The organism is Nocardioides marinus (genome assembly GCF_013408145.1).
Classification (GTDB): Bacteria; Actinomycetota; Actinomycetes; order Propionibacteriales; family Nocardioidaceae; genus Nocardioides; species Nocardioides marinus.
On sequence record NZ_JACBZI010000001.1, the window covers coordinates 1,745,709 to 1,763,006 of the forward strand.

17 protein-coding genes are annotated in these 17,298 nt (G+C 72.6%); 13 read left to right on the top strand and 4 right to left on the bottom strand.

The window, feature by feature from the left end; translation table 11 throughout:
* Window positions 1-23 precede the first annotated feature (23 nt).
* Genes BKA05_RS08280 through BKA05_RS08290 form a run of 3 tightly spaced genes read left to right on the top strand, consistent with a single transcriptional unit; the run spans window position 24 to window position 3,182 of the window.
* The gene (locus BKA05_RS08280) at window positions 24-1,325 is read left to right on the top strand and encodes a glycosyltransferase family 4 protein (RefSeq protein WP_179531014.1); all 1,302 of its coding nucleotides are present in this window, start codon (window positions 24-26) and stop codon (window positions 1,323-1,325) included.
* Entirely contained in the window at window positions 1,312-2,085 is a 774-nt protein-coding gene (locus BKA05_RS08285) for a methyltransferase domain-containing protein (RefSeq protein ID WP_179531015.1), read from the top strand. The genes BKA05_RS08280 and BKA05_RS08285 overlap by 14 nt, the downstream gene beginning before the upstream one ends.
* The gene (locus BKA05_RS08290; protein WP_179531016.1) at window positions 2,082-3,182 is read left to right on the top strand and encodes a prenyltransferase; all 1,101 of its coding nucleotides are present in this window, start codon (window positions 2,082-2,084) and stop codon (window positions 3,180-3,182) included. The genes BKA05_RS08285 and BKA05_RS08290 overlap by 4 nt, the downstream gene beginning before the upstream one ends.
* On the opposite strand, the gene BKA05_RS08295 is transcribed toward BKA05_RS08290, so the two are convergent.
* Window positions 3,179-3,832 (bottom strand): class I SAM-dependent methyltransferase, encoded by a 654-nt coding sequence (locus BKA05_RS08295; RefSeq protein WP_343045574.1) that lies wholly within the window; start codon window positions 3,830-3,832, stop codon window positions 3,179-3,181. The genes BKA05_RS08290 and BKA05_RS08295 overlap by 4 nt on opposite strands.
* 83 nt (window positions 3,833-3,915) lie before the next feature.
* Between BKA05_RS08295 and BKA05_RS08300 the strand changes: the two genes are divergently transcribed.
* A complete protein-coding gene (locus tag BKA05_RS08300) occupies window positions 3,916-6,027 on the top strand; it encodes an acyl-CoA dehydrogenase family protein (protein WP_179531017.1) in 2,112 nt (703 codons plus the stop codon).
* 15 nt (window positions 6,028-6,042) lie between these two features.
* On the opposite strand, the gene BKA05_RS08305 is transcribed toward BKA05_RS08300, so the two are convergent.
* Window positions 6,043-7,266, bottom strand: a complete 1,224-nt coding sequence (locus tag BKA05_RS08305; protein ID WP_179531018.1) for an alpha/beta hydrolase — start codon at window positions 7,264-7,266, stop codon at window positions 6,043-6,045.
* A gap of 128 nt (window positions 7,267-7,394) precedes the next feature.
* Between BKA05_RS08305 and BKA05_RS08310 the strand changes: the two genes are divergently transcribed.
* The gene (locus BKA05_RS08310) at window positions 7,395-8,849 is read left to right on the top strand and encodes a wax ester/triacylglycerol synthase family O-acyltransferase (protein ID WP_179531019.1); all 1,455 of its coding nucleotides are present in this window, start codon (window positions 7,395-7,397) and stop codon (window positions 8,847-8,849) included.
* Window positions 8,850-8,881: 32 nt separating this feature from the next.
* Here the strand turns inward: BKA05_RS08310 and BKA05_RS08315 are convergent, their stop codons facing one another.
* Entirely contained in the window at window positions 8,882-9,811 is a 930-nt protein-coding gene (locus BKA05_RS08315) for an alpha/beta fold hydrolase (protein ID WP_343045575.1), read from the bottom strand.
* A gap of 141 nt (window positions 9,812-9,952) precedes the next feature.
* Between BKA05_RS08315 and BKA05_RS08320 the strand changes: the two genes are divergently transcribed.
* Genes BKA05_RS08320 through BKA05_RS08350 form a run of 7 tightly spaced genes read left to right on the top strand, consistent with a single transcriptional unit; the run spans window position 9,953 to window position 16,192 of the window.
* The gene (locus BKA05_RS08320; RefSeq protein ID WP_179531020.1) at window positions 9,953-12,154 is read left to right on the top strand and encodes an acyl-CoA dehydrogenase family protein; all 2,202 of its coding nucleotides are present in this window, start codon (window positions 9,953-9,955) and stop codon (window positions 12,152-12,154) included.
* Complete coding sequence (locus BKA05_RS08325) at window positions 12,151-12,753, top strand: FAS1-like dehydratase domain-containing protein (protein ID WP_179531021.1); 603 nt, start codon at window positions 12,151-12,153, stop codon at window positions 12,751-12,753. The genes BKA05_RS08320 and BKA05_RS08325 overlap by 4 nt, the downstream gene beginning before the upstream one ends.
* Window positions 12,750-13,151, top strand: a complete 402-nt coding sequence (locus BKA05_RS08330) for a Zn-ribbon domain-containing OB-fold protein (RefSeq protein ID WP_179531022.1) — start codon at window positions 12,750-12,752, stop codon at window positions 13,149-13,151. The genes BKA05_RS08325 and BKA05_RS08330 overlap by 4 nt, the downstream gene beginning before the upstream one ends.
* Window positions 13,148-13,576, top strand: coding sequence for a MaoC family dehydratase (locus BKA05_RS08335; RefSeq protein WP_246289774.1), 429 nt, complete (start codon window positions 13,148-13,150; stop codon window positions 13,574-13,576). Before BKA05_RS08330 ends, BKA05_RS08335 begins: the two co-directional genes overlap by 4 nt.
* Complete coding sequence (locus BKA05_RS08340) at window positions 13,573-14,742, top strand: lipid-transfer protein (RefSeq protein WP_179531023.1); 1,170 nt, start codon at window positions 13,573-13,575, stop codon at window positions 14,740-14,742. The genes BKA05_RS08335 and BKA05_RS08340 overlap by 4 nt, the downstream gene beginning before the upstream one ends.
* Window positions 14,743-14,746: 4 nt before the next feature.
* Window positions 14,747-15,730, top strand: coding sequence for a haloalkane dehalogenase (locus tag BKA05_RS08345; RefSeq protein ID WP_179531024.1), 984 nt, complete (start codon window positions 14,747-14,749; stop codon window positions 15,728-15,730).
* Window positions 15,731-15,739: 9 nt separating this feature from the next.
* Entirely contained in the window at window positions 15,740-16,192 is a 453-nt protein-coding gene (locus tag BKA05_RS08350) for an MOSC domain-containing protein (protein WP_218842366.1), read from the top strand.
* 55 nt (window positions 16,193-16,247) lie between these two features.
* On the opposite strand, the gene BKA05_RS08355 is transcribed toward BKA05_RS08350, so the two are convergent.
* Window positions 16,248-16,658, bottom strand: a complete 411-nt coding sequence (locus BKA05_RS08355; RefSeq protein ID WP_179531025.1) for a hypothetical protein — start codon at window positions 16,656-16,658, stop codon at window positions 16,248-16,250.
* 114 nt (window positions 16,659-16,772) lie between these two features.
* Between BKA05_RS08355 and BKA05_RS08360 the strand changes: the two genes are divergently transcribed.
* Window positions 16,773-17,222 carry a hypothetical protein gene (locus tag BKA05_RS08360; RefSeq protein WP_179531026.1) on the top strand — a complete coding sequence of 150 codons (450 nt, stop codon included), beginning with the start codon at window positions 16,773-16,775 and terminating at the stop codon, window positions 17,220-17,222.
* Window positions 17,223-17,298: the final 76 nt, after the last annotated feature.

Consider the following 17,298-nt stretch of genomic DNA (forward strand, 5'->3'; position numbering starts at 1 on the left):
GCCAGCCGAAGGAGGGCCAGCCCATGCGCATCGCGATGCTGTCCTACCGCTCCAAGCCGCACTGCGGCGGCCAGGGCATCTACCTGCGCCACCTCTCCCGTGAGCTCGTCGCCCTCGGGCACGAGGTCGAGGTCTTCTCGGGCCAGCCCTACCCCGAGCTCGACGAGGGGGTGCGCCTGACCAAGGTGCCCAGCCTGGACCTCTACCGCGAGCCCGACCCGTTCCGGGTCCCGCACCCCCGGGAGTTCCGCGACCGCATCGACGTCGAGGAGTTCGCGACGATGTGCGTGGCCGGGTTCCCCGAGCCCAAGACCTTCAGCAGCCGGGTCGCACGCATCCTGCGCGAACGGGTCGCGGACTTCGACATCGCCCACGACAACCAGGTGCTCGGCTACGGGATGCTCGACATCGAGCAGCAACTGCCGCTGATCACCACGCTGCACCACCCGATCACCTTCGACCGGCGCATCGACATCGCCCAGACCCGCAACCCGTGGCGCAAGTTCACGCTCTCGCGGTGGTACGGCTTCCTGCGGATGCAGGGCCGGGTCGCCCGCGCCGCGCGGCACGTCATGACGCCCTCGGAGACCTCCAAGCGCGACATCGCCACCGACTTCGGCGTCGACCCGGCACGCATGCAGGTGATCCTGCTCGGGGTCGACGACGCGTTCGTCCCGCCCACCGTGCCGCGCGTCCCGGGACGCATCCTCGCGATGGCTAGCGCCGACGCCCCGATGAAGGGCATCGCCACCCTGCTGGAGGCGTTCGCCAAGCTGCGCACCGAGCGCGACGTCGAGCTGCTGCTGGTGACCAAGCCCAAGCCCGGCGGACGCACCGAGAAGCTCATCGACAAGCTGTCGATCGGCGACTCCGTGCGCTTCGTCCACGGCATCTCCGACGCCGAGCTGGTGGCCCTGATGGGCTCGGCCGAGGTCGCCTGCGTCCCCTCGTTCTACGAGGGGTTCTCCCTCCCGACGGCCGAGCTGATGGCCTGCGCCACGCCCCTGATCGTGTCCCGGGCGGGCGCGATCCCCGAGGTGACCGGCCCCGACGGGCTGTGCGCCGACATGGTCACCGCCGGCGACGTCGGGGAGCTCGAGCAGGCGCTGGCCGCCCTGCTGGACGACCCCGAGCGCCGTGCGCGCATGGGTGCTGCCGGACGCCAGCGCGTCGAGGAGATGTTCAGCTGGCGCGCCGTGGCCGTGAAGGTCGCCGCCGCCTACGAGCAGGTCGTGGCGTCCTGGCACGCCGAGGGGCCGATGCCCGACCCGGGCCGCAAGGGCCGTCGTACCAAGAAGTGGAGTGCTGCACGTGCTGACCGTTGACTTCGACCGGCTGGGCCTTCGGCCCGGCGAGCGGATCCTCGACATGGGCGCCGGCGCCGGCCGGCACGCCTTCGAGGCCTACCGCCGCGGCGGTGACGTGATCGCCTTCGACATGGACGCCGAGGAGCTCGAGCGCGTGCGCGAGCTGTTCGTGGCCATGAAGGAGGCCGGGGAGGCGCCCGCCGGCGCCGAGGCCGACGTCAAGGAGGGCAACGCGCTCTCGTTGCCGTTCGCCGACGGCGAGTTCGACCGCATCGTGGCCGCCGAGGTCCTCGAGCACATCCACGAGGACGTCCAGGCGATCCGTGAGCTGGTGCGCGTGCTGCGCCCCGGCGGCACGCTGGCGATCTCGGTGCCGCGCTGGCTGCCGGAGGTCATCAACTGGAAGCTCTCGCCGGACTACCACCACGCCGAGGGCGGGCACATCCGCATCTACACCGACCACGAGCTGATCGACAAGGTCACCAAGGCCGGACGCTTCAACGACGGCACGCCCGGCGACGCGATGATCTTCGAGGGCAAGGACTACGCCCACGGCCTGCACGCGCCGTACTGGTGGATCAAGTGCGCGGTCGGCGTCGAGAACGACGAGCACCCGGCCGTGAAGGCCTACCACAAGCTGCTGGTCTGGGAGATCATGAAGCAGCCCACCGCCCTCAAGCTGGCCGGCAAGGTGCTCGACCCGGTGATCGGCAAGAGCATGGTGCTCTACTTCCGCAAGCCCGAGTCCGCGGCGGGCGCTGCCGGGGGAGCCGCGTGAGCCCGGTCCCGTACGTCGAGGGGCTGCTCACTGCCGACCAGGTCGCCGACACCGCTCGGGCGATCGCGGCCATGCAGGAGCCCTGTGGCGCCGTGCCGTGGACCACCGGCGAGCACGTCGACATCTGGAACCACGTCGAGGCCGCCATGGCCCTGCTGGTCGGTGGCGAGGTGGAGGCCGCCGAGCGCGCCTACGCGTGGGTGCCCACGATGCAGCGCGAGGACGGCTCGTGGCCGATGAAGATCGTGGCCGACACGGTCGAGGACGCGCGCGGAGAGTCCAACATGTCGGCGTACTTCGCGGTGGGGCTGTGGCACCACTGGCTGGTGCGCCGCGACATCGAGTTCGTGCGGACCTACTGGCCCAGCGTGCGTGCCGGCCTGGACTTCGTGGTCTCGCTGCAGGCCGAGTGGGGCGGGATCGCCTGGACCCCGGTCGACGACTTCTGCCTGCTCACCGGCTCCTCGAGCATCTACCACTCGCTGCGAGCCGGTGTCGCGCTCGCCGAGCTGCTCGACGAGCCGCAGCCGGAGTGGGAGCTGGCCGGTGGCCGGCTGGGCCACGCGGTGCGCGAGCACCAGGACCTCTTCGCCGACAAGTCGACCTACTCCATGGACTGGTACTACCCCGTCCTGGGAGGTGCCCTGCGCGGGACGGCGGCCTTCGACCGCCTCGCCGACCGGTGGGAGGACTTCGTGGTGCCGGGCCTGGGCATCCACTGCGTCGACACCAACCCGTGGGTGACCGGCGCCGAGACCTGCGAGCTGGCCATGGCGCTGGACGCGATCGGCGACCACGAGCGGGCGCTGGCGCTGGTGCGCGACATGCAGCACCTGCGGGAGCACGACGGGCGCTACTGGACCGGCTGGGTCTACGACACCGGACGCACCGACGAGCCCTCCGACGTCTACTGGCCCCACGAGCACACGACCTACACGGCGGCCGCCGTGGTGCTGGCGGTCGACGCCCTGGGGGAGACCCACGGCCACGCGACCCCCGGGTCGGGGATCATGCGCGGCACGTCGCTTGCCCCGCACTTCGACGAGATCGCGCTGGAGTGCGGCTGCGAGTCGGTCCGCTCCCAGCTCCAGGACTAGCCGACCGGGTCGCCCGCCTCGCCCGAGGTGCGGCGCAGCACCCGCATCGACCCGAGTGCCTCGACCTCCTCGAAGCTCCCGGAGGCCAGCGCGCGCTGGTAGACGTGGTACGGCGCCTGCCCACCGTCGGCGGGGTCGGCGAACACGTCGTGGATGACCAGCAGCCCGTCGGGGGCCAGGTGGTGCGCCCACCCGGTGTAGTCGTTCTGCGCGTGGACCTCCGCGTGACCGCCGTCGATGAACAGCAGTGACAAGGGAGTGCGCCAGTGGGCGCTCACCGTCGTCGACTGGCCGATGACCGCCACGACGACGTCCTCCAGGCCGGCGTCCTCGATCGTGCGGCGGAAGACCGGCAGGGTGTCCATCCGGCCGGTCCGGGCGTCGACCAGGCTGGCGTCGTGGTGCTCCCAGCCGGCCTGGTTCTCCTCCGACCCGTGGTGGTGGTCGACGGTGAACACGACGGCCTGGGGACCTCCGACGACGCGGGCGGCGGCGCCCAGGTAGACCGCCGACTTGCCGCAGTAGGTGCCGACCTCGAGCGCGGGGCCGTGCGCCAGCTGCTCGAGGGCGCGGCGGTGGAGCAGCATCCCCTCGTCCTCGGGCATGAAGCCCTTCGCGGCCAGGGCGTGGTCCAACCAGTCGTCACTCACCGGGCCAGCCTATAGAGTGAGAACACGTTCTAGTTTTCGCCACCCCGTGCGGGCTCGACCTCGCGCGGGACGAAGGGACAGCCATGTCGATCGGCATCTCCGAGGAGCACACCGGACTCGCTGACAGCCTGCGCGGATGGGCCGCCTCCGTCGGCGGCGTCGAGGCGGCGCGCGCCGCCGAGGGCGACGCCGACGCGGCGTTCGAGGACGCCTGGAAGGGCGTCGTCGAGATGGGGCTGGCCACCATCGCGGTGCCGGAGTCGCTCGGCGGCGGTGGCGGCACGACCCTGGACCAGGCCGTCGCGCTCGAGGCCTGTGCGACCGAGCTCGTCGCGGGCCCGCTGCTGGGGCCGGCGATCGTGGCCCGCGTGCTGGCACGGGCCGGGCACTCGGCCGGGCTCGAGGCCCTGGTTGCCGGGGCGGTGGTCTCCCTGGGCGTCGACGGCGTCGACGGCACGGTGCTGCTCGACGCCCCGTCGGCCCAGCAGGCGCTCCTGCGGGGGCCCGCGGGCTGGGTGCTCGCGCCGGTCGACGCGCTGGACGTCTCACCGGCCACCGGGCTCGACCTGTCCCGGCGGGCCGGGCTGGTCGCCGGCGGCGTCGCGGGGGATCCGGTCGAGGTCGACGACGGCACCGTGCGGCGTACGGCGGTGACGCTGGCGGCGGCCGAGGCCGCGGGGGTGGCCCGCTGGTGCCTTCGCACGGCCGTCGCCTATGCCGGGGTCCGCGAGCAGTTCGGGCGCAAGATCGGATCGTTCCAGGCCGTCAAGCACCTGTGCGCCGAGATGCTGGAGACGGCCGAGGCCGTCACGGCGGCGGCGTGGGACGCCGCGGCAGCGGCCGACGCGCGCGGCGAGGACGCCGCCGAGCAGTGGGGCTTCGCGTGCGACGTCGCGGAGGTGACCTGCTTCGACGGGGCCGTCGAGGTCGCGAAGACCTGCATCCAGGTGCTGGGCGGGATCGGCTTCACCTTCGAGCACGACGCCCACCTCTACCTGCGTCGGGCACTGTCGCTCCGGGCCGCCTTCGCGCGACCCGACGCCGCCGCCGAGCGGTTGACGGGGGCCGCGGTCGACGGCGTGCGTCGCCGGGTCGAGGTGGACCTGGAGGGGCGCGACGAGGCCGTGCGACCGGGGCTGCGGGCCGAGGTGGAGTCGGTCGCCGCGCTGCCGGAGTCGGAGCGCCGCGCCGCGCTGGTCGACACCGGTCTGCTGATGCCGCACTGGCCCGCGCCGTACGGGCGGGCCGCGGACGCCGTGACCCAGGTCGTGATCGACGAGGAGCTGGCGCGTGCCGGCGTCACCCGGCCCGACATCGTCATCGCCGGGTGGGCGCTGCCGACGATCCTGCAGCACGGCACCGACGCTCAGCGCGAGCGCTTCGTCCGCCCCTCGCTGCTCGGCGACCTGGTCTGGTGCCAGCTCTTCTCCGAGCCGGGCTCCGGCTCGGACCTGGCCTCCCTGCGCACCAAAGCGGTGAAGGTCGAGGGCGGCTGGCTGATCACGGGGCAGAAGGTCTGGACGTCGGTGGCGGAGCGGGCCGACTGGGCGATCTGCCTCGCGCGCACCGACCCCGACGTGCCCCAGCACAAGGGCATCACCTACTTCCTGGTCGACATGCGCAGCGAGGGCATCGACGTGCGCCCGCTGCGCGAGATCACCGGCGAGGCGCTGTTCAACGAGGTGTTCCTCGACGAGGTCTTCGTGCCCGACGACTGCGTGGTCGCCGAGCCCGGGGACGGCTGGAGGCTGGCCCGGACCACCCTGGCCAACGAGCGGGTCGCCATGGCCACCACGCGGCTCTCGGCCTCCACCGAGCGCGCGGTGGAGCTGGCGTCGGCCGGCACGCTGTCGGCGGCCGAGCGGGTGGCCGTGGGACGTGCCGTGGCGCTGTCGACGGTCTGCACCCTGCTCGGTGTGCGGTCCACGCTGCGCTCCCTGGCCGGGCAGGGTCCCGGTGCGGAGTCGAGCGTGGCCAAGCTGCTCGGCGTCCGCAACCGTCAGGACGCCTCCGAGCTGGTGGTGACGCTCCAGCAGGAGCGGCTGCTGCTGGTCGACCCGGCCACCCGCGGCGAGGACCGCTTCGCCGCCGACGTCTGGGAGATGCTCAACACCCGGTGCCTGTCCATCGCGGGCGGCACCACGCAGATCCTGCGCAACGTCGCCGGCGAGCGGATCCTCGGCCTGCCGCGCTGATCCGGTTCCGCAGGCTCAGCCGCGCCGGTGCTGGTTCCAGTGCCAGTGCAGGTAGCGGTCGATGGCGCGGACGATGTGGGAGCTGCGGATCGAGGGGAAGACGTCGAAGGCGTGCTGGGCACCCGGCAGCTCGGCGTAGGTCACGGTCCGCTTCGACGTACGCCGCAGCTCCTCGACGAAGAGCCGGGCCTGGTCCACGGGCACGAGCGTGTCGTACTGCCCGTGAAGCACGAAGAAGTCCGGCGCGTCCTCGGTGACCTGCAGGATCGGTGACGCCGCCTCGAAGGCCTCCGGCTCCTCGGCCCAGGTCCGCTGCAGGATGCGGGGGGCGAGGAACCGGTCGCGCAGCAGCTCGGCCGAGCGCAGCCCGGTGCTGCCCGCGAAGTCGTAGACGCCGTAGTGGGGGACCGCGACCTGCACCGAGGTGTCGACGTCCTCGAAGCCGGGCTGCCACTCCACGCGGTCGGGGGTGAGCGCGGCGAGCGCGCAGAGGTGACCGCCGGCGGAGCCGCCGGTGATGGCGACGTAGTCGGGGTCGCCGCCGTAGGCCTCGATGTGCTCCTTGATCCAGGCGATCGCCTTCTTCACGTCGATGACGTGGGCGGGGAAGGCGTGCTTGGGGGAGAGGCGGTAGTTGATGGCGACGCAGACCCAGCCCTTGGCGGCCAGGTGCTGCATCAGCGGGATGCCCTGCTGGTCCTTGTTGCCGATGGTCCAGCCGCCGCCGTGCACCTGCAGCAGCACCGGGGCGCCCTGCGGCGGGGTCTCGGCGGGGACGTAGACGTCGAGCAGGCCCCGCCGCCCGGTCTCGTCGTCGTAGGCGATGTTCTTGTGGACGGTGACCCGCGGCTCGCGCATCCGGAAGGGGTAGACCAGCTTGCGCCACGGCACGGCGAGGTCGGCCGGCGTCGGGGCGGAGTCGAGCTGGTCGACGTACCCCGCGCCCAGCCCGTCGACGAGCGACTGCTCGGCGGTGGTCCCGACCCGGCGGCTCTGGTGGATGAGGTAGCCCAGGCCGACCGCGCTCGCGCCGGCGAGGGCCAGGCCGCGGGGGTCTCGACGCGACCCGCGGGCGTGGGCCAGCGCGTCGGCGGTCGTCGCGGCCAGCACGTGCGGCGCGAGCTCGCCGGTGAGCCAGCCGGCGAAGAACGCCGGGATGCCGGCACGGAAACCGGGCAGGGGCCGGATGGCGTTGGCTGTCAGGGCGGCGGTGATGACCTGGCGGCGCAGGAACGACATGCCTGGAGACTAGACGGGGCGCCGTGCGGGAGGTCACCGTGCCCGGGGAGCGACTCGCTCGTTGAGTGGTAGAACCTGTTCTCGGCGGTGGTCGCCCCGACCGTCGTCGCACAGCGAGGAGGACTGACGTGGACCGACTCTCCGGGCTCGATGCGAGCTTCTTGTACCTGGAGACGCCGGCGCAGCTGATGCACGTGTGCGGGCTGTTCGTGCTCGACCCGAGCACCATGCCCGAGCCGTACTCCTTCGCCCGCGTGCAGCGCCAGATCGAGGACGCCGTGCGCGACGTCCCGACCTTCACCCGCAAGCTGCGCCGGGTGCCGCTGGGCCTGGACCACCCCGTGTGGGTGCCGGACCGCAGCTTCGACATCGAGCGCCACGTCCACCGGCTGGCCCTGCCGACGCCCGGCGGCTACGAGGAGCTCACCTCGCTCACGGCCCACCTCGCCGGGCTGCCGCTGGACCGCTCGCGGCCGCTGTGGGAGATGTGGGTCATCGAGGGGTACGCCGACGGGCGGGTCGTGGTGTTCTCCAAGATGCACCACGCGACGGTCGACGGCGTCTCGGGGTCGAACCTGATCAGCCACCTGTGCAGCCTCTCGCCCACCGACGCACCGCTCCAGCTGGAGGAACCCCAACCGCACGGTCGCGAGGCCGGGCCGATGGAGCTGCTGGGCCGCGGTGTCCTCACCAACCTCACCAAGCCGGTGGCCGTGGCCAAGCTGGTCTCCCCGACGACCCAGCTGGTCTCCAAGACCGTCGGTCGTGCCCGGGCCGGCACCGCCATGGCCGCGCCGCTCACCGCGCCGCGGACCTCCTTCAACGGCACCATCACCGGCCACCGCAGCATCGGCTTCGTCGACATCGACCTCGAGGACGTCCGCGAGGTCAAGAACGCCACCGGCACCACCGTCAACGACGTGGTGCTCGCCCTGGCCGGCGGTGCCCTGCGCTCCTACCTCGAGGAGCGCGGCGAGCTGCCCGACGAGTCGCTGCTGGCGACGGTGCCGGTCTCGGTGCACTCCTCGACCCGGCGTACCAGCGGTGCCAACAAGGTCTCGGCGCTGTTCACCAAGCTCGCGACCGACCTCGAGGACCCGCTCGAGCGGCTCGCGGAGCTCTCCGAGCGCAACAAGCACGCCAAGGACCACCACAACGCCATCAGCGCGGACTCGCTGCAGGACTGGGCCGAGTTCGCGGCGCCGCGCACCTTCGGCCTCGCCGTGCGCGCGTACGCCGGCCTGGGGCTCGCCGACCGGCTGCCGGTGGCCCACAACCTGGTGATCTCCAACGTCCCCGGCCCGCCGGTGCCGCTCTACCTGTGCGGTGCGCGGATCGAGGCGCTCTACCCGCTCGGGCCGGTCTTCCACGGCGCCGGGCTCAACCTCACGGTGCTCTCCAACGCCGGGCAGCTGCACGTGGGGGCGATCGCCTGCCGGGAGTCGGTGCCGGACCCCGACGCGCTGGTGAAGCGCTTCCCGGCCGAGCTGGCCACGCTCAAGGCCGCGGTCGCGGCCAAGGACCTCGCGGTGCCGCTGCGCCGGCGACGGGGGCCGCGGGCCAAGGCTGCCCCGGACGCCTAGACCTGCCCGGACGTCTGGACCTGCCCGGAGTCCTAGACCTGCTGGGGCGCCCCGAGGTCGCTGTGCCGCCCGAGGTCGCGGCGGCGGGCGGCCACCGTGGTGGCGGCCTGCACCATCACGGGGACGAACCGCTCGGCCTGCAGCACGCAGGCGGCGTGCCCGCCGTCGACCTCGTGCATGGTGGCGCCGGAAATGGCCCGTGCCAGCGCGACCTGGCGTGACGGCGGGATCACGTGGTCACCGGTGGTGACCACGACGGCGGTGGGCACGTCGATGCGGCCCAGCCAGGGACGGGCGTGGTGGCGCCCCAATGCCGCGAGCGCCTGGCCGACCGCCCAGGGGCTGGTGCTGCGGAACTCCTGCATCGCCCAGTCGTGGATGTCGGAGGGCACCAGCTGCAGCGCGCGGGCCGCCGAGCGGCTGGCGGTCATCGCGGCGCGCGAGCCGGAGATCCCGCGGGCGGCGATCATCCCGGCCTCCAGGCCGGTGAAGAACAGCCGCTCCCACGGGGTGAAGCGGAACGCGGCCGACGTGGCGGCCAGCACCAGGCCCTCCACGCGGTCGGGGTGCTGACGCCACACGCGCTGGGCGACCGCGCCGCCCATCGAGTAGCCGGCCGCGACGAAGCGCTCGATGCCCAGGACGTCGGCGAGCGCGACCACGTCGTCGGCACAGTCGTAGAGCGACATCTCGGGGGCCTGGATGCCCTGCCCGTGCCAGCGCAGGTCCAGCGTCACCACGCGGTAGCGCTGGGAGAGCGGGGCGATCGCGGGGTACCACGTCAGCAGGCCGGTGCACCCCAGCGCGTGCAGCAGCACGATCGTGGGCGATCCCTCCGAGGGGCCGGGCGTGTCGGTGACGTAGGTCGTGCCGCGACCCGGCAGCTCCACGACCCGGCCGGGCGGAATGTGGGCGAAGGGCATGTACACGGCGCTGCGCAGCAGCTGGCGGGGCGAGAACACGACGTGCCTCCTGGTCGACGCTGCCAAGGTCAGGTAGAACACGTTACAGTTTCGGTGCGGGGTGCGGTCCAGCATCCCACCCCGCAGGCCCCACCAGCACTCGTCCCACCCGCACCCGCCCCATCACACGAGGGAGAACCCGTGAGCCCCACCGACGGCTACGACCCCCAGGAGCACGCCGAGCAGATCGAGGCCGTGCGTGCCGTCGCTCGCGAGGCGCTCGAGCGCGAGGCCGACTGGTCCGCGCTCGCGCAGGCGGGCCTGCTGGGCCTCGGGGTGCCCGAGGAGCACGGTGGCGACGGGCTCGGGCTGCTGGAGGTCGGCGTCCTGCTGCGCGAGGCCGGTGCCCGCGCACGGCACCTGCCGTTGTGGGAGACGCTCGTCTGCGGGGGACTGGTGCTCGCCGCCCACGGCTCCGACGCCCAGCGCAAGGAGCTCCTGCCCGGCGTCGTCAGCGGCGAGGTCGTCCTGACCCCGGCGTTGAGAGAGGTCGGCACGGGACTCACCGCGGCTCCCGCCACGACGTACGCCGACGGGCGGGTCACCGGGCGCAAGATCGCGGTCAGCCACGCGGCCGACGCGGCGCGGCTGCTCGTCACGGCCCGCGACGGGGACCGCACGGTGGTCGCCCTGGTCGACCCGGAGGGCCCCGGGGTCCGCCTGGAGGCCTCGCCCACCTCGGCTCGCATCGACCGGCACACGGTCGTCCTCGAGGACGCGCCCGCCGACCTGCTGGAGGGTGACGCGGCCCGGACGCTCGTCGACCACGCGGTCGCCGGCCTGTGCCTCATCGGCGCCGGACTCCTCGCCGGTGCCCGCGACCTCACGGCCGACTACGTCAAGGGACGCACCCAGTTCGGGCGCTCGCTGGCGCAGTTCCAGGCGGTGGCCATGCAGGTGGCGGACGTCTACATCGCCTCGCGCACGACCGACCTGGCCGCCGACAACGCGGCCTGGCGGGTCGCCGAGGGGCTCGACGCCTCCGACGACCTGTCGGTGGCGGCGTACTGGCTGTGCCAGGAGGGCCCGAAGGCGCTGCGCACCTGCCACCACCTGCACGGCGGCATGGGGGTCGACGAGACCTACCCGCTGCACCACTACTTCTCCTGGGTCACCGACCTGGTCCACGACCTCGACACGGTGGCGGCCGCGGTGCCGGTCGAGAGCGCCGACTCCAAGAACCTCGAGCTCACCGAGGCCCAGCGGGCGCTGAAGGCGGAGGTCCGGGCGTACTTCTCCGGGCTCGCCGCCGAGAACGAGCACCGCGACTCGATGGCCGACGGCGCCCGCGACCGGCACGGCGAGACCTACCAGCGGGTGATCCGGCAGATGGGCGCCGACGGCTGGATGGGCGTCGGCTGGCCGACGGAGTACGGCGGTCGCGGGCTCGGCGAGGTGGAGCAGACGATCTTCGCCAACGAGGCCCAGTGGGCCGACGTGCACCTGCCGGCCGTGACCCTGCAGACCGTCGGGCCGACCCTCATCCGCTACGGCACGCAGAAGCAGAAGGACATGTTCCTCTCGCGGATCCTCGAGGGCGACGTGCACTTCGCGATCGGCTACTCCGAGCCCGACGCCGGCACCGACCTGGCCTCGCTGCGCACGACCGCGCGGCGCGACGGCGACCACTACGTGGTGAACGGCCAGAAGCTGTGGACCACCGGCGGCCACCAGGCCGACTACCTGTGGCTCGCGGTGCGCACCGACCCCGACGCGCCCAAGCACAAGGGGATCTCGATCCTCATCGTCGACACGTCGGACCCGGGCTACTCCTGGACCCCGATCATCACCGCCGACGGCTCGCACCACGTGAACGCGACGTACTTCAACGACGTGCGGGTGCCGGTCGACATGCTGGTCGGCGAGGAGAACCAGGGCTGGAAGCTGATCACCACCCAGCTCAACCACGAGCGCGTGATGCTCGGGCCCGCCGGCCGCATCGAGGGCCTGCGCGACAAGGTCGCCGGTTGGCTGGCCGAGCGCGACCTGCTCGACCGGCCGGACGTCCGGGAGGTCCTGGGCCGGGTGACGGCCGCCTTCCGCGTCAACGAGCTGCTGAACTGGGAGGTGGCCCGGGCGGCCGCGACGGGGGAGCTCTCGGTCGCCGACGCGTCCTCGTCGAAGGTCTTCGCCGCCGACCAGGTCCAGCACCTCTCCGCAGACCTCGTCGGGCTCGTGCACCGCTACGGGGATCCGGGAGAACCCGCGACGGGACGGCTGCTGGCCTACCTCGACGCCCAGGCGAAGCGGAACCTCGTGCTCACCTTCGGCGGCGGCGTCCAGGAGGTCCAGCGCGAGCTGATCGGGATGTTCGGGCTGCAGATGCCCCGGGTGCCCCGATGAGCGGCGAGAAGGTGGTCGAGCAGGGAGCGCAGCGACCGGGCGTCGAGACCCCCGAGCTCTTCGGCGTGGAGCCGGCCGTCCACGAGAAGGTCCTGGCCGAGGCCGAGCGGATCAAGGCGCTGGGCGAGGCCGCCGAGCGCGAGGCGCGCGACCCAGTCAACCAGCCGACGATCAACAACTGGCTCGAGGCGATGGGCAACACCGACCCGCGCTGGCAGGCCGGTGAGGCACCGCCGTCGATGGCGCAGGTGTGGACGATGTACGGCCTCGGCGGCAAGCCACCGGCCGACGACCCGCTGCACGGGATGATGGGCGTGCTCACCGAGGCCGGGTTCACCGCCGTGCTGGGCACCAACTGCGAGCAGGAGTACCTCCGCACGCTGCGGGTCGGCGAGCAGGTCCGCGTGACCACCGCGCTCGACTCGGTGGTCGGCCCCAAGCGCACCGGCATGGGCGTGGGGTACTTCGTGACCTCTCGCAACACCTGGTACGTCACCCGCCCAGATGGAACCAGTGAGGTGGTGGCGACGATGCTGTTCCGGGTGCTGAAGTTCATCCCCCGACGTCCGTCGGTCGAGCCTGTCGAGACCAGCGCATGAGCGGCGTCCTGCGCCCGCAGCACAACCGCGACACGGCGTACTTCTGGGAGGGGACGGCGGCCGGCGAGCTGCGCCTGCAGACGTGCAACGCCTGCGGCGCGCTGCGGCACCCACCGGGGCCGGCGTGCCCCGACTGCGGTGCCCTGGACCGCGGTCACGTCGTGGCCTCCGGGGACGGCGAGATCTTCTCCTGGGTGGTCCACCGTCACCCGCAGGTGCCCGGGCGGCAGACGCCGTTCGTCATCGCCCTGGTGACGCTGGCCGAGGGCCCCCGGGTGCTCGGCGAGCTGCTCGGGGTGGACCCGGACACCACCGACGACCTGATCGGCGCCGCCGTGCGCATCGACTTCCAGCACGTCGACGACGAGCTGACGCTGCCCGTGTGGAGGCTGGCATGAGCACGACCGGTACTGCTGTCCTGGCCGACGTGATGGTCCCGGGGGCGACGCTCCCGGAGTGGAGCATCCCGCTCACCCCGACCGTGATCGTGTCGACGGCGATCGCGACGCGTGACTTCCAGGACGTCCACCACGACCGTGACGTCGCCCAGGCGGCCGGGTCGAAGGACGTCTTCATGAACATCCTGACCTCGACGGCCTACGTCGAGCGCTACGTCAACGACTGGGTCCGAGAGCAGACCGGCGACGGTGCGGTCGTCCGCGGCATCGCGATCCGGCTCGGCGCCCCGGCGTACCCCTACGACACGCTGACCTTCACCGGCTCGGTGGAGTCGGTCGAGGACGGCGTCGCGGTGCTGAAGGTGACCGGTTCGGTGTCACTGGGCGACCACGTGATCGGCACCGTGAAGGTGGCGGTGGCATGACGCTCTCGAACCGCGCCGCCATCGTCGGCATCGGCGCCACGGAGTTCTCCAAGGAGTCCGGTCGCTCGGAGCTGCAGCTGGCCGTCGAGGCGATCGGCCACGCGCTGCGTGACTGCGGCATCGCCCCGTCGGAGGTCGACGGGCTGACCACCTTCACCATGGACAACAACTCCGAGATCGCGGTCGCCCGTGAGCTCGGCATGGGCGAGCTGCGCTTCTTCAGCCGGGTCAACTACGGCGGGGGAGCGGCCTGCGGCACGATCCAGCAGGCCGCCATGGCGGTCGCGACCGGCGTCGCCGACGTGGTGGTGGCCTACCGGGCCTTCAACGAGCGCTCCGGCATGCGCTTCGGCCAGGTGTCCTCGTGGGCCAACGCCCAGGTCAACACCAACGGTCTCGACAACGCCTGGTCCTACCCGATGGGGCTCTCGACACCCGCGGGCACGGTAGCGATGCAGGCACGGCGCTACATGCACGAGTACGGCGCCACGTCGGAGGACTTCGGCCGGGTGGCCGTGGCCGACCGCCGGCACGCCGCCACCAACCCCGAGGCGTTCTTCTTCGGCAAGCCGATCAGCCTCGAGGACCACCAGGCCTCCCGGATGATCGTCGACCCGCTGCACCTGCTCGACTGCTGCCAGGAGACCGACGGCGGGCAGGCCTTCGTCGTCGTGTCGGCCGAGCGGGCCGCGGACCTAGCCTCGACCCCGGCGTACGTCACGGCGGCGGCGCAGGGGTCGGGCACCGACCAGTTCGTGATGACGTCGTACTACCGCGACGACATCGGCATCCCCGAGATCGGCGTGGTGGGCCGGGAGCTGTGGCGCCAGTCCGGGCTGGCGCCCGACGACATGCCGATGGCGATCCTCTACGACCACTTCACGCCCTACGTGCTGATGCAGCTCGAGGAGCTCGGCTTCTGCGCCCGCGGCGAGGCCAAGGACTTCGTGAAGGACGGTGCGATCGAGGTGGGCGGTCGACTGCCGCTCAACACCCACGGCGGCCAGCTGGGCGAGGCCTACCTGCACGGCATGAACGGCATCGCCGAGGCGGTGCGGCAGATCCGCGGCACCTCGGTGAACCCGGTCTCGCTGGACGACAGGCCGCACGTCCTGGTCACCGCCGGCACGGGCGTGCCGACGTCCGGGCTGATCCTGTCGCGGTAGCACGGTGGTCGATCAGCGAGCGGGTGTCGAGATCGCCCGGACCCCCGACGACCGCTTCGCCGACCTGCCGGGCTGGTCGTGGGAGCCGACGTACGTCGAGGTCGACGCCGGGGACGGGTCCGGGCCGCTGCGGATGGCGTGTGTCGACGTGGGCCCGCGGGACGCGCCGACGGTGCTGCTGCTGCACGGGCAGCCGACGTGGGGCTACCTCTACCGGCACGTCATCGACGTCCTGGTCGAGGGCGGCATGCGGGTGGTGGCGCCGGACAACATCGGGTTCGGGCGCTCGGACAAGCCGACCTCGCGCTACGACTACACGCTCGAGCGGTTCGTGGGGTGGACGCGGTCGTTCGTCGAGGCCCTCGACCTGCGCGACGTGACTCTCGTCTGCCAGGACTGGGGTGGCCCCATCGGGCTGTCGGCGCTGGCCGCGGACCCCGATCGGTACACCGCGGTGGTGGCCGCCAACACGATCCTGCACACGGCCTCGCCGGAGCTGGCGAACCGGTTGACCTGGCCGGTGCACGGGGTGGGGGAGTCGCACGTGCTGCTGGAGCAGGGCCTGCTGGACTACCTGCTGCACACCCAGCGGGCGCCGAACCTGCGGGCCTCGGACTTCGTGGCCGGTGGGTGCGCGGTGATGCCGTCGCCAGAGGTGCTGCGTGCCTACGACGCGCCCTTCCCGGCCGAGGAGCACACGGCGGGGCTGCGTCAGATGACCGCGCTGCTGCCGCTGACGAGGAACGACGTCGGTGCCCGGCTCGGGCGGCGGACGATGCGGTTCCTGTCGACCTGGGAGAAGCCGTTCCTCACCTGCTACTCCGACGGTGACCCGGCCACGCGTGGCTGGGAGTCGGTGTTCGCCGAGCACGTCCCGGGCGCGGCCGGTCAGGAGCACCGGACGCTCGAGGGGGCCGGCCACTTCCTCCAGGAGGACGCCGGTGCCGAGCTGGGCCGGGCGGTCCTCGGGCTGGTGCCCGGCTCGTAGGCTCACGGCGTGACCGACCACGCCCGGGTCAGCGCCCTCCACGTCGCGAAGGCGACCCGACTGCCGATGCGCGCGGTCGACCGGGTCGAGGTCGAGACCGGTCGCGGGATCGTCGGGGACCGCTACCACGGCACCAAGCACCGGCACGTGACGGTGCAGAGCCAGGAAGCGCTCGACGAGGCGGCCGAGGCCTACGGCCGTCCGGTGCCGGTTGAGCTGACCCGGCGCAACGTGACGATCAGCGGTGCGGCGGTGCCGCGCACGCCCGGGGCGCGACTGCGGCTCGGCCCGGTGCTGCTGGAGGTGGTGCGGGTCGCCGCACCGTGCAAGCTGCTCGACGACACCATCGGCCCGGGCGCCCAGGAGGCGCTGCGGCGTCGGGCCGGCTCGGTGTGTCGCGTGCTGGAGGGTGGCGAGGTGGAACTCGGGGCGGAGTACGCCGTCGAGCACGACCCGGCGTAGGGGCCGGGCTCAGTGGCCGGGCGTGGGGGCCGGGCGTGGGGGCCGGGCGTGGGCCTCAGGCGCGCCCGCCGGCCAGCGCCGGTGAAACGGCTGTCCTCCGGGCGGCCGCCCAGCGGCGTACGCGGGAGGCGGCGCGGGTGAACCAGTCGTCGTCACCGTCGGCGCGCAGCTGGCGGTAGGTGTAGGCCCAGCCCGCGAGCGCCGCCGGCACCAGGACGAGTGCGAGCGGCTGCAGCAACGCCAGTGAGCGCAGCGTCGTCATCACCACGAAGACCAGACCCGGCCAGCACGCCGCGCGCTGGATGGTGGCCCAGGTGTAGCGCGGGCGGGAGCCGCGGACGGCGGACCGACGGATCAGGCCGCCGATGAGGAAGATCCCGAAGGCCAGGTCGAGCGCCAGGCGCACGCCGAGGAAGACCGGGGAGGTCACGGCCTCGGTCGGCACGAGCGACTCGACGAGTGGCATGACACCGATGATGCCCGGCGCCGGCGGTCTGCGACAGCGCCCCGGGGCGTGAAGGTTCCGTCTGGAGGGTTTGGTCCTCACCACCAGCGAGCAATCCTGGAGGAGGGGAACACCATGACGACTCTGATCCACAGCCGCCGCACCTCCGGTCACGGAGGGGCTGCCACGAGCCTGCGGGCAGAGCTGGCCAGCGCCGGCGCCGACGTGGTGGGTCAGGCCCGCTCGTCGGGAGCCGCGCTTCGCCGCCACTCGCCGTGGGTGCGGCTCGTGGTCGCGCTCTGGACGATCGCCATCGTCGGGGACGGGCTGACCACCGTGCTGATGATGGGCACCGGTCGCTTCGAGGAGGCCAACGGCGCGGCCGCGTTCTTCATGGGGCTGGTCGGGGTCGCCGGCTGGGTGCTGATCTCCGGCCTGCTCTGCGTGGCGCTGGCGTCGTTGACCCTGTCGCGCCCGCGGACGACGTACGCCTGGACGGCCGCCACCGTGGCCCTGATGGTCTGCCTGGGCAAGCTCTGGACGACCGCCAGCAACGCGTTGCTCTGGGCCAACGCCACCGCCTGACGCTCCGGGGACAGCCGCAACGCGTCGAGCCGGCGTATTGATACGCCGGTTCGGCGGGGGCGGTGGGTCGAGCCGG

Bases quoted from the DNA above. Each gene is read 5' to 3' on its own strand.
- BKA05_RS08340 (WP_179531023.1), top strand. From the start codon at position 13,573: ATGACGCTCTCGAACCGCGCCGCCATCGTCGGCATCGGCGCCACGGAG.
- BKA05_RS08280 (WP_179531014.1), top strand. From the start codon at position 24: ATGCGCATCGCGATGCTGTCCTACCGCTCCAAGCCGCACTGCGGCGGC.
- BKA05_RS08305 (WP_179531018.1), bottom strand. From the start codon at position 7,266: ATGTCGTTCCTGCGCCGCCAGGTCATCACCGCCGCCCTGACAGCCAAC.
- BKA05_RS08300 (WP_179531017.1), top strand. From the start codon at position 3,916: ATGTCGATCGGCATCTCCGAGGAGCACACCGGACTCGCTGACAGCCTG.
- BKA05_RS08355 (WP_179531025.1), bottom strand. From the start codon at position 16,658: ATGCCACTCGTCGAGTCGCTCGTGCCGACCGAGGCCGTGACCTCCCCG.
- BKA05_RS08330 (WP_179531022.1), top strand. From the start codon at position 12,750: ATGAGCGGCGTCCTGCGCCCGCAGCACAACCGCGACACGGCGTACTTC.
- BKA05_RS08325 (WP_179531021.1), top strand. From the start codon at position 12,151: ATGAGCGGCGAGAAGGTGGTCGAGCAGGGAGCGCAGCGACCGGGCGTC.
- BKA05_RS08335 (WP_246289774.1), top strand. From the start codon at position 13,148: ATGAGCACGACCGGTACTGCTGTCCTGGCCGACGTGATGGTCCCGGGG.
- BKA05_RS08360 (WP_179531026.1), top strand. From the start codon at position 16,773: ATGACGACTCTGATCCACAGCCGCCGCACCTCCGGTCACGGAGGGGCT.